11 protein-coding genes are annotated in these 11,654 nt (G+C 59.0%); 9 read left to right on the top strand and 2 right to left on the bottom strand.

Annotated features, from left to right (window positions below):
- Window positions 1–7 precede the first annotated feature (7 nt).
- The 4 genes from RB602_RS02600 to RB602_RS02585 are packed head-to-tail and all read left to right on the top strand — an operon-like array spanning window position 8 to window position 4,249.
- Entirely contained in the window at window positions 8–1,333 is a 1,326-nt protein-coding gene (locus RB602_RS02600) for an acyl-CoA dehydrogenase family protein (RefSeq protein ID WP_317082686.1), read from the top strand.
- Window positions 1,330–2,763, top strand: coding sequence for an alpha-L-fucosidase (locus RB602_RS02595; protein ID WP_317082685.1), 1,434 nt, complete (start codon window positions 1,330–1,332; stop codon window positions 2,761–2,763). Before RB602_RS02600 ends, RB602_RS02595 begins: the two co-directional genes overlap by 4 nt.
- Complete coding sequence (locus RB602_RS02590) at window positions 2,760–3,056, top strand: UxaA family hydrolase (protein WP_317082683.1); 297 nt, start codon at window positions 2,760–2,762, stop codon at window positions 3,054–3,056. The genes RB602_RS02595 and RB602_RS02590 overlap by 4 nt, the downstream gene beginning before the upstream one ends.
- On the top strand, window positions 3,053–4,249 hold the full coding sequence (locus tag RB602_RS02585) for a UxaA family hydrolase (RefSeq protein WP_317082681.1): 1,197 nt from the start codon (window positions 3,053–3,055) through the stop codon (window positions 4,247–4,249). The genes RB602_RS02590 and RB602_RS02585 overlap by 4 nt, the downstream gene beginning before the upstream one ends.
- Before the next feature lie 10 nt (window positions 4,250–4,259).
- Here RB602_RS02585 and RB602_RS02580 read toward each other — a convergent pair whose 3' ends face one another.
- Together RB602_RS02580 and RB602_RS02575 are read right to left on the bottom strand one after the other, a co-directional pair.
- Window positions 4,260–4,931 carry an RraA family protein gene (locus RB602_RS02580; RefSeq protein ID WP_317082679.1) on the bottom strand — a complete coding sequence of 224 codons (672 nt, stop codon included), beginning with the start codon at window positions 4,929–4,931 and terminating at the stop codon, window positions 4,260–4,262.
- Window positions 4,932–5,098: 167 nt separating this feature from the next.
- Window positions 5,099–6,250, bottom strand: a complete 1,152-nt coding sequence (locus RB602_RS02575; protein WP_317082677.1) for a serine hydrolase domain-containing protein — start codon at window positions 6,248–6,250, stop codon at window positions 5,099–5,101.
- 72 nt (window positions 6,251–6,322) lie between these two features.
- Here RB602_RS02575 and RB602_RS02570 point away from each other — a divergent pair, with 72 nt between their 5' ends.
- The 5 genes from RB602_RS02570 (at window position 6,323) to RB602_RS02550 (ending at window position 11,653) form a co-directional block, all read left to right on the top strand.
- Window positions 6,323–7,003, top strand: coding sequence for a TetR family transcriptional regulator (locus tag RB602_RS02570; protein ID WP_317082676.1), 681 nt, complete (start codon window positions 6,323–6,325; stop codon window positions 7,001–7,003).
- Window positions 6,996–8,369 carry a flavin monoamine oxidase family protein gene (locus RB602_RS02565; RefSeq protein WP_317082674.1) on the top strand — a complete coding sequence of 458 codons (1,374 nt, stop codon included), beginning with the start codon at window positions 6,996–6,998 and terminating at the stop codon, window positions 8,367–8,369. The genes RB602_RS02570 and RB602_RS02565 overlap by 8 nt, the downstream gene beginning before the upstream one ends.
- A gap of 23 nt (window positions 8,370–8,392) precedes the next feature.
- The gene (locus RB602_RS02560) at window positions 8,393–9,325 is read left to right on the top strand and encodes a DUF5996 family protein (protein WP_317082672.1); all 933 of its coding nucleotides are present in this window, start codon (window positions 8,393–8,395) and stop codon (window positions 9,323–9,325) included.
- Between the two features lie 199 nt (window positions 9,326–9,524).
- Entirely contained in the window at window positions 9,525–10,415 is an 891-nt protein-coding gene (gene phhA / locus RB602_RS02555; protein ID WP_406568401.1) for a phenylalanine 4-monooxygenase, read from the top strand.
- 59 nt (window positions 10,416–10,474) lie between these two features.
- The gene (locus RB602_RS02550) at window positions 10,475–11,653 is read left to right on the top strand and encodes an epoxide hydrolase family protein (RefSeq protein WP_317082668.1); all 1,179 of its coding nucleotides are present in this window, start codon (window positions 10,475–10,477) and stop codon (window positions 11,651–11,653) included.
- Window position 11,654 lies beyond the last annotated feature (1 nt).

Below are 11,654 nucleotides of genomic sequence, written 5' to 3'. Positions count from 1 at the left end.
CAAAACCATGTTCGAACCCGATAATCATACTCAGGAGCTGGCGGAACGCATCAAGGCGTTCATGGCCCGCCATATATACCCGAACGAGGCACGCTATTATGCCGAAGCCGAAAAGCTCGGCCCCTGGGGTGTCTATCCGGTGGTCGAAGAGCTGAAACCGCTGGCTCGGGCGGAGGGCTTGTGGAACCTGTTCCTCCCCGACCACGCGCAGGATTTTGGTGTTCAGGAAAGCGGTCTCACCAACCTCCAATATGCGCCTTTGTGCGAGATTATGGGGCGTTCGCTGATGGCCCCAGAGGTGTTCAACTGCGCCGCCCCGGACACCGGCAATATGGAGGTGTTGCTTCGCTATGGCACAACCGAACAGAAAGCGGAGTGGCTGACGCCATTGCTTGCCAGCGAGATCCGATCCTCCTTTGCCATGACCGAACCAGAGGTTGCCTCCTCTGACGCGACCAACATCGCCTGTTCGATTGCGCGTGATGGCGATGATTATGTGATCAACGGGCGCAAATGGTACACCACCGGCGCCACCGATCCGCGCTGCGAGATTATCATATTGATGGGAAAGACGGCACCCGACAATCCGGACCGGTATCGCCAGCAATCGATGATCCTGGTGCCCAAAAATACACCGGGGGTAACCGTGTTGCGGCCTTTGCCGGTACTGGGCTTTTATGGTGTGCCCGACCGCGCATCTGAAGTGCTGTTCGAGAATGTGCGGGTGCCGCAAACCAATGTGCTGCTCGGCGAAGGGCGTGGTTTCGAGATTGCGCAGGGCCGGTTGGGCCCGGGACGTATCCACCATTGCATGCGCCTCATCGGCCTTGCCGAGCGCACGCTGGAGCGCATGTGTCGCAGGGCCGAGCACCGCAATCCCTTCGGCCAGTCTTTGGCCGAGCAGTCCGTGACATTGGAGCGTATTGCCGAGGCGCGGCTTGCTATCGAACAATGTCGTTTGCTGACCCTGAAGGCTGCGCATATGATGGACACTGTCGGCAACAAGGAGGCACGGGCCGAGATCGCCATGATCAAGATCGCTGCTCCGGCCATGGCGCAGCAGGTGGTCGACAATGCCATGCAGATGTTTGGCGGCGGCGGCACTGCCAATGATCACCTGCTCAGCGCCGCCTTTGCCACCGCGCGTCTGCTGCGCCTTGCAGATGGACCCGATGAGGTACACCGCAACCAGCTGGCACGACACGAGCTGAAGCGGCACCGCAACACCGATCCGCGCGAGACCGGCGGCGATGCCCATGTCCTCTCGCTTGATGAATTGAAGCAGCGTTTTGCGCACCTGCGCCCCGGCGCAGAGGGATATCTCTGGTCATGACACAGTATCGCCCAGACCCGGACAGCCTCGCCGCCCATAGCGCGCCAAACTGGTGGCGCGATGCCAAGCTGGGTGTGATGATCACCTGGGGGCTCTATTCGGTCCCGGCCTTTGCACCGCGTGGTATAGATGTGGTGAAGCTGTTGGCCGAGCGACCCGATGACGCGCTTAAACTGACACCCTATGCCGAATGGTATGAGAACAGCCTGAAATTTGCCGACGGGCCGACCGCAGCGCAGCACCAGGAACGATTTGGCGATGCGCCCTACACCGCATTCCGAAACACATTCGAGGCTGGCCTTGCCAATTGGTCAGCAGAGCCGTTGATGGACTTTATTGCCGGTATCGGCGCGCGCTATGTTGTACCGGTTACCAAGCATCATGACAGCTATTGCCTTTGGCCCACTGCCTTAGCCAACCCGTTGCGAGGTGCGGATTGGCATGCCCCGCGCGATCTGGTTTCGGAAATGGCGGCCGCAGCCCGCGCCAAGAACATGCGCTTTGGCGTCTATTACAGCGCTGGCCTTGACTGGACGCTCAACCCGGAACCCATGGCCAATCTGGGTGAGATGCGCAATGCGCTGCCATCCGGCGCGCTGGCCCGGAAGATGATGCTGGACCATTACCGGGAACTGATTGCCGCAACCGATCCCGACATTTTGTGGAACGATATCGGCTATCCCGATGCCGACGATCTCTGGGACTTGCTGGCCGAGTATTATAACGACCGCGAGGATCGGTTGATCAATGACCGCTTCCAGTTACCCACGCCCTCGCATCTGGCCATGTCCGACCCGGAGGAGCGGATCGCGTATAATCGCGGCGTTGCCGCAGCATTGCGCGAGTCCGGATTTGCCTTCGCGCCTGATGTGCCCGCCGTGTTCGATCACCGCACACCGGAATATGCCACCAGCTCCGAGATGGGCGATGTCGCATGGGAAACCGTGCGCGGCGTGGGTCACAGCTTTGGCTATAAAGCCAATGAGATTGACGCGGATTTCCTCAGCGGGGACGAACTTGTGGCCATGTTCCTGCGCATCGTCGGCCATGGTGGCAATCTTCTCATCAATATCGGACCGCGCGGCGATGGTAGTATCCCCGATGAACAGGCCGGGCCGCTGAGCGCGCTGGGTGCTTTCCTGAAGACCAATGGGCAGGCGATCTATGGCAGCCGTCCGGATGACGTACTGTGCAGACTCACTATTTCCGGTACCGATGTGCTGCCAGTGCGTGTCGGTCGGCAGCGTTTTGCGCTTGTCGCCGGGCCGTTACCTGAGCATGTTCGACTGGTCGGTTGGGGAGGTGTCGAGGGCCTGTCCATCCTTGATGGACCAGCCCTTGCCTGTCGGCGTGAGGGCGATGATCTCGTGGTTGATGTGCCACCGACCCTGGCCGGGTCAGCCGCCGCTATACTGGAGATCGCCGCATGACTGGTGTCCAGCCTGCCTTGCTGCTTGCGCCGGACGACAATGTGCTGATCGCTATCACCGATCTGGCGGCTGGTAATCATGTGATGGATGGGGAGCGCCAGATCACGGTTCGGCAGGATGTGCCGATTGGCCATAAGCTCGCCAGACAAGAAATCCCGGCAGGCTCCAAGGTAACAAAATATGGTGCCGGTATCGGATCAGCTACATGCGACATAGCGCAGGGTGACTGGGTGCATCTCCACAATCTGGCCAGCGATTATCTTGCGACGAGGACAGAAGGAAACGCAGCATGAGAGGTTGGCAGCGCCAGGACGGAAGCAAGGGCATTCGCAATGTTGTCGTAGTCGCCTATCTGGTGGAGTGCGCGCATCATGTCGCGCGGGCCATTGCCGAGCGCCATGATGGTGGTGAGGTGCATCTGATCGGCTTTCCCGGCTGCTATCCGAACGACTATGCGCAAAAGATGATGGAACGACTGTGCTGCCATCCCAATGTCGGCGCCGTGCTGCTGGTGTCGCTGGGCTGCGAGAGCTTTGCACGCAACCGCTTGCTGGAAGTCGTCCGTGACAGTGGTCGGCCCGCATCGCTTTTGGTCATTCAGGACAAAGGCGGCACGCGAAGCACGATCGAGCAGGGTCGTGACTGGGTGAATGCGACATTGCCCGCTCTGGCAGCGATGCCGACCGTGCCGATTACCCCAGCCGACCTTGTGGTCGGGACCATCTGCGGCGGATCGGATGGCACCAGCGGCCTGACCGCCAACCCTGCTATCGGTCGGGCATTTGATCAGCTAATTGCAGCCGGAGCCGCAGGCATTTTCGAGGAAACCGGCGAGCTCATCGGCTGCGAGGGCCATATGGCCGACCGCGCGGCAACGCCCGAGCTGGCTGCCGAAATTATCGCCAGCGTCGACAAGGCCGCGCGCTATTATACGACATTGGGGCATGGCAGTTTCGCGGTTGGCAATGCCGATGGCGGACTCACCACGCAGGAAGAGAAGAGCATGGGTGCCTATGCCAAATCGGGCGCATCACCAATCGTTGGGTTGCTGAAGCCGGGCGATCAACCCGTTGGTGGCGGCCTTTACTTGCTCGATGTAGTGCCGGACGGCGAAGTGCGGTTCGGCTTTCCAAACATTTCCGACAATGCCGAGATCGTCGAACTGATCGCCTGCGGCGCGCATGTGATCCTGTTCTCTACCGGGCGCGGATCGGTTGTCGGCTCGGCAATCTCGCCGGTGATCAAGGTGTGCGCCAATCCCGAGACCTACCGTCGGCTGCCCGATGATATGGACGTTGATGCGGGTCGCATTCTGGAGGGCCGTGCCAATCTGGACGTGGTTGGCACTGAAATTGCCGATCTGGTCGAGGCGGTTGCCGATGGCACGCCGACCTGCTCGGAAGCTTTGGGCCATCAGGAGTTTATTCTGACCTATAAGAGCTTCACGCCAGCCGGGCCGTCCTGTCTTCCGGCAAGCGCCCGCTGAGGCGCGTTGTTCAGAATTTACCGTGCCGCCGATAAGCGGTCTCGGGATCAATGCCTTCAAGAATCGCTTTGCGCACAAGGTTTTCCTGATTCATCGCTGTCTCGGCGGCGGCGGCGACCTGTTCAGCATGAGCCTGCGGCACTACGCAAATCCCGTCAGTGTCCGCAACCATGACATCTCCCGTGGCGATCTCGCAATCGCCGATAATAACGGCCTCCCCAAATCGATCAGGTAGCCAGCATCCGACCACATCCAGAGGCGTGAAATAGCGACAAAAGACGGGCAGACCAACAGCGTTGATCCGCTCGACATCCCGGCACCCTCCATCAATAACGGCACCCAATACGCCACGAAGGTGCAGCGCCTCTGCGGAGAGCTCACCCATATGCGCCACGATGCTGTCATTTGGCTGCATCACCAGCACATGGCCAGCAGGTACGCGCGACAGCATGGCGGTCCAGGCGAGCAGAGTTTCATGCGCGTCATGATCTTTGACGGCTCGGCCGGACACGGTGAATGCGGGTCCGGCCAGTCTGGAACCTTCAGCAATCGGTCTTATGGTCGGCGGCAAAACCCCTTGTCCAAGCCCTTGAGCGCGCATCATGTCATGCACGATGCTCGCTGGCAGGCGCTGGAATAGTTTATCCAAGTCGGGGGATGGCGCTTTGCCGAGTTCATCCATCGCTTTGACCTCCAAAACTACTAGGCAGGCTGCGTGCCACCCATGCTAGCTGAGCCTAGTTGGGGCTTGGACCAGTGGCAACACCAGCTTTGCCAAGACTGGGGTAGAGACTTCGAAGCTCTTCGCCCGCTCCAGTATTTCTCACATTGTCGGTATTTTCTTGCGGGTCACACAGCCCGCGCCAGTTGCGCCAGGAATAGCGACGTCTCCATCATATGGTCCTGCGCATCGCCCGGGGCGGTGCCGAAGGTTCGGGTGGCGGATTGTTTGACGATGGTGATGTCGAGCGAGGGGCAGATATAGATAAATTGCCCGAAAATGCCGACAGCGGCGAAGTCATAGCCCTCCTCTGATGGCGAGAGCCACCATTGATAGCCATAGGCACTGGCAATCTTCTCTCCGGATACGATGATTTCGCCCGGCATCAGATGCGGCGCATCCGGGGTGATGGAAGCCCTTACCCATGACTCGGGGATGATCTGCTGACCATTAACGCAGCCACTATTGCGGTAAAGCTCGCCGAAGCGCGCCAGATCACGTGGGCAGACATAGGCACCTGCGCTGGCCAGTTCCTGTCCTGTCTCATCCACATGCCAATAGGCAGGCGCTTCAAAGCCGAGCGGGCCGGCCAGCTTTTCCTCCATGAAGCTGGCGAGCGACTGACCGGTTGCGCCGCGCAGCACCATGCCCAGCACTTCAGTATCAACCGAGCTATAGCGGCAGACGGTGCCGGGATCATATTCGCGTTTAAGCGAAGCGAGATGGGCAGCAATGCTCTTGCCCGGTCCGGTTGCTGCCAACAATTGCTCAAAATCGCCGCCGCGGATCGAGTAATCCTCATTGCACGCCACGCCCGAGGACATTTGCAGCACCTTTTTGACGCTCGGCCCGTCATAGGCGGTGCCCTGAAGCTCGGGCACATAGCGAGTCACCGGATCATCGACAGACTCAATCGCGCCTTCGGCCACGGCAATGCCGATCAGCGCCGAGGTCAGGCTTTTGGAAATCGACCAGCAGACCCATTGCGTATCGGGCCCGGCATTATGGCTATATTGCTCAAAGACCAGCTTGCCCTGTTTCAGGATCAGCAAGGACGCGGTGTCGGTGCGCGCCAACAGGTCAAAGGTCTCACGCATCCCGTCCAGCGCCATATAGCTTTCGGGCAGGCTGACCGTTTCGCCCTTTTCCAGCACCGAGGGCTGGGCTGCAGCCGCAACCTCCACTGATCGTAATTTGCGCTGCGGCCTGGCAAAATTGTGATGCTGCACGGCTCCGGTGCAGAGGTTGAACGCAGTAAAATCGGCTTCGGGGCTGGACATAGGTGATCATCCTCAATGGCTATCGGAAAATGCCCTGTAGCATTATTAGTACGATTGTGCTAATAAATTTGCATGAGCGATAATCAGACAACCGCCAAGCCCGCTTCCAAGGCCAAAAAGCCCGGTACAAAAACAGCCGGGCGCAAGGCCAATGTGCAAGGTTTAGCCGCGCGTGAGGCAATATTGGCCGCGGCCGAATCGGTGCTGGCCAACCATGGCTATCATCAGTTCAGCACCCGCCGCGTTGCCGAGGCCTGCGACATCAGCGTCGGCAACCTCACCTATCATTTCCCCGGCAAGGTCAAGCTGATCGAGGCGCTGATGCAGCGCATTTGTACACGCTACGCCACCAGTCGTCGCGATACGGAGCAAAGCCCGGACCCGACGAAACACCGTGATTTTGAGGGCGCGGTGCGCTGGATCATCGAGGATGCGATAAGCAGCGAAACCAGCAGGCTATTCGTGGAGCTCTGGGTGCTGGCCAAGCACCATGATTTCGGCGCTGAACTGGTCGATGATTTCTATGCCCTGGCGCTGATATGGGTCGGCGACTCGCTGCGAAGCCATTTCCCTGAAGCCGATGACAGCCGCGTCGAAGCGGCGGCGGAATTGCTGCTCACCCTTTCCGAAGGGTCAACCGTATTGCTGGCGCGCGGACAGCGCCCTCCTGAGCGGCTGATCGAGAGCGCCATCGCAGCGGCGCGGCACATAATTGAAAGCGAAACCGTAAAGCCAGGAGAGGCACATGCATGACGTCATCATAATCGGAGCCGGATTTGCCGGACTGGCGGCCGCACGGCATCTGCAGCAGGCAGGCATCGACAATTTCCGGCTATTGGAGGCGCGCAACCGCGTCGGCGGCCGTACCCAGCATGGCACCATCGCGGGCATCGATATCGATATTGGCGGCATGTGGCTCGGCCCGACCCAGACACGGCTAAAGGCGCTGGCGGAAGGCTATCAGGTCAGCACCTATAAAACGCCGCTCAAGGGCAAGGCGGTGTATCGCATCAGCGGCAATCATATGGAATCTGAAGGCGAGGATTTCTCCAGCATCTTCAACCTGCGCGAAGGGCTGAACTATATGATGGTGCAGCGCAGGCTGGGCAAATTGTGGAGCACGCTCGATATCGAGCAACCGTGGAACCATCCGCAGGCGGACACGCTCGACGCCACCAAGGTAGAGCAATGGATTTGCGCCAATATGAAATCCGAACGGCTGCGCCAGACATTCCGCATGATCTGTTTCTCGCTCTTCTGCGCCGAAGCCAGCCAGATTTCGATGCTGTTCTTCCTGCATTATGTGAAGTCCGGCGACAATTTTGATGCGATATTGAGCGCAGGCGAAGGCGGCGCTCAGAATATGCTGTTTGAAGGCGGGGTGCATCAGGTGGCGCGCAAAATGGCCGAGGAAATCGGTGATCGGCTGATGCTCAACCAGCCGGTGCGTGAGATCGCCTGGTCGGATCAGGGTGTTACGGTGACCAGCGACAGCGAGACCTATCAGGCCAAGCGCGCGATCATCGCCATTCCGCCTACCATGGTGTCTGATCTCACCTTCTCACCCGAACTGCCACAGCCCAAAAAGGCGCTGCATGCGCGGCTGTCCATGGGCTCCGCGATCAAATATTGGGTCGCCTATGAGACACCGTTCTGGCGCGATCAGGGCTATAATGGCCTGATCTTTCGCGATGATGTGCCCTGTTCGCCCTGTTTCGATGTCACACCGGCAAGCAGCAGCAAGGGTCTGATTGCGGGCTTTTTCGATGGCGATCATGCGCTCAACCATGGCGACAATGACCGCGAGAGCCGCAAAGCCAGGGTGTTGAATATGCTGGCCGACCATTATGGCGAGCAGGCGCTGCATCCGATTGAGTATGTCGACAAGGACTGGACCAGCGCCACATGGTCGCGCGGTTGCTATGGCGCCTATGCGCCGCCGGGTGTCTATTCTCGCTATGGCGAATGGCTGCGCAAGCCGATTGGCGCGCTAAACTGGGCCGGCACCGAAACCTCGCCACGCTGGACCGGCTATATTGACGGCGCGATCCGCTCGGGCGAAGCGGCGGCGCAAGACATATTGCCAGCATTGGAGAAGGAGCGCATGGTCGCATCGTAAACGGCACGAAGGATTCGCCCGCGATGCAGCATTGGCCCGATATTCCCTATCAGCTCTGGAAACCGACAGGCGAGAGCCTGCATATGTGGCTGCAGATTGTCGGCAAGTTCCGGCTGGCGCTGACGCCCTGGGTCAACCATAGCTGGCATGCGACCTTTTATGTCACATCACGCGGCCTGACCACGTCGCTGATTCCCGGGCCCAATGCCAGCTATATCGTCGACTTTGATTTTTTCGATCATCGGCTGGTCATCCGCTCAACCAGTGGCGATATCGAGGCACTGGCGCTGCACCCGCAATCGGTGGCGGATTTTCATGCGCATTTTGTGGCGGCGCTCGATGCCATTGGCGCGCCGAGTGATTTTCATGGCAGCCCCAATGAGCTGCCTGAAGCGATCCCCTTTGCCGAGCAAAAGGCGCTGGGCAGCTATGAGCCGGAAGCAGCGCATAAATATTGGCAGGCGCTGCTGGCGATTGACCGGGTGTTCCAGCAATTCCGCACCGGCTTTCTCGGCAAGGTCAGCCCGGTGCATCTGTTCTGGGGCAGTATGGATCTGGCTGTCACGCGTTTTTCCGGGCGAGAGGCCCCGGCCCATCCGGGCGGCATCCCCAATCTGCCCGATAGCGTGACCCGCGAAGCCTATTCGCACGAGGTCAGCTCTGCCGGATTCTGGGCCGGCGGCGGCGGTTTGGATTATCCCGCCTTTTACAGCTATGCTTATCCCACCCCTGAGGGTTTCAAAGACACCATCACCGGTGACGGCCCAGCCTTTTTCGACGAGGCACTGGGCGAATATGTCCTGCCCTATGATGCGGTACGCACGGCCGCTGACCCGGAAGGCACATTGCTCGATTTTCTCGAACAAACCTATATTGCAGCAGCCGAAACCGGCGGCTGGGATCGCGCGGCGTTAGAATGTGAACCCGGCTTGGCGGGGCAACCGCGCGAGATTTAGCAAAAGCGCGAGCAATCGAGACAGGCATGCGCTGATAAGCACGGACAAAGAAAAACTCGCATGAATCGGTTTTGCTGTATAACTAGTTTTACATGTAACTAATTATTTGCCATTGTGAGTGCCGGACCTCATGGAACAGCTACGCATTAATCCCGCCAAAGATACGACCGCCGACATAGACGTCACCGATATCCCCGAACTGCCCGATGACGTATTTATCGCGCCGCTGGAAAAGCCCAAGGATCTGGGCGATGACTGGTTAGAGCCGCAGCAGCGCGTCTATACCGCCGAAGAGCATCATATCTGGGACGATCTGTTCGCGCAGCAGATGGAGATATTGCCCGGTCGCGCCTGCAGCGCCTTTATGGCCGGGTTGGAGCGACTTGATTTGGGCCGTGGCGGCGTGCCGGACTTTGGTGCGATGAGTGAGGAGCTGAAAAGCATCACTGGCTGGGAAGTGGTGCCAGTGCCGATGCTGATCCCCGATCATGTGTTTTTCTGGCATTTGGCAAACCGCCGTTTCCCGGCGGGCAATTTCATCCGCACCCGCGAGACATTCCACTATATTCAGGAGCCGGATGTCTTTCATGATGTCTTTGGACATGTGCCGCTGCTCACTGATCCGGTCTTTGCTGACTATATGGCGGCTTATGGCCGCGCCGGATGGAAGGCGTTGAAGCATAACCGGCTGAAAGCGCTCTCGGCGCTCTATTGGTACACGGTGGAATTCGGCTTGATCCTCGAAGAAGATGGCATGCGCTCTTATGGCGCGGGCATTCTCTCAGGCCCCACCGAGGCGGTTTTCGCGGTTGAAGCCGAATCCCCCAATCGCATCCATCTCGATGTCGATCGCGTGGTGCGTACCGATTATACCATCTCCGACCTTCAGCCGACCTATTTCGTGATTGAGAGCTTTGCCGAGCTGTTCCACATGACCGTCGAGCGCGACTTTAATGATCTTTATGGACGCCTCGGCGCAGGCTTTACCTATGCCAATCAGGCGGTGCTCGATGTTGACCGGGTCTACCATATCGGCACCCAGGAATATGCCCAGCGCGGCGGACGCGGTTCGGGTGCACAGCCGGTTTAATTGGCTGTAATGCCATGCGATTCTTGCTCTTGACCTGAACGCGTCTAGATTTACACCTAATGGTCATGCAGACAGGCCGTATCAGACCTTTTACCGTCAATGTCCCGCAAGTGGCGCTCGATGATCTGGTCGCCCGCCTCGCCCATACCCGTCTTCCCGAGCAGGAAACCGTCAATGACTGGGATCAGGGCGTGCCGCTCGCTGTGGTGCAGGATTTCCTCGACTATTGGTGCGATCATTATGACTGGCGCCATTGCGAGGAGGAGCTGAACCACTACCCGAATTTCCGAATGCGGATTGACGATCTGCCGATCCATTTCCTGCATATCCGCTCACCGCATGATGATGCGCGTCCGCTGCTACTGACCCATGGTTGGCCCGGCTCGGTGCTGGAATTCATGGATGTGATCGAGCCGCTGACCAAGCCAGAGGAGCATGGCGGCAGCGCCGACCAAGCCTTTCACCTGATCATTCCTTCGCTGCCCGGCTATGGCTTTTCCGGCAAACCGCGCAAAACCGGATGGGACATCCCGAAAATCGCCGAGGCCTGGGACGTGCTGATGCGCGCATTGGGTTATGAGCGCTATTTTGCCCAGGGCGGCGATTGGGGTTCGGCGGTGACACTGGAAATGGCGCGGCAGGATCGCGGTGCCTTGGCGGCGGTTCACAGCAATATGGTGCTCGCGGCACCCGACCCGGAGACAATGAGCCAGCCTACTGAAGCCGAAGCGGCGGCGCTGGCAAGGCTGCAATGGTATCGCGAAAAAGACAATGGCTATGCCCAGATCCAGCGCACCCGGCCGCAGACTATCGGCTATGCGCTAACCGACTCGCCGGTCGGGCAGATGGCCTGGATCTTGGAGAAATTCCGCAACTGGTCCGATGCCGGTGATGATATTGCCAGCGCCTTTGGCCATGACCGGCTGCTCGACAATGTCTCGCTCTACTGGTTCACCCGCAGCGCCGCTTCATCGGCCCGGCTCTATTGGCACAGCTTTGGCAAACAGGACATGGCACCGATTGCCATGCCCATGGGCGGCACCATCTTCCCCAAAGAGCTGTTCCAGACCTCACAGCGCTGGGCGGAGAAACGCTTCAGCAATATCATCCACTGGAATGTCGCCGATAAAGGCGGGCATTTCGCCGCTTTTGAAACGCCGGATATCTTTGTCGAGGAAATTCGCGCCTGTTTTGACAAAGCGGAACTGACCGCCACGCGCAAGGTGCAGACGGCATAGC

Source organism: Parasphingorhabdus sp. SCSIO 66989 (genome assembly GCF_032852305.1).
GTDB lineage: Bacteria > Pseudomonadota > Alphaproteobacteria > Sphingomonadales > Sphingomonadaceae > Alterisphingorhabdus > Alterisphingorhabdus coralli.
This window is presented reverse-complemented; position numbering and strand designations above follow the sequence as displayed.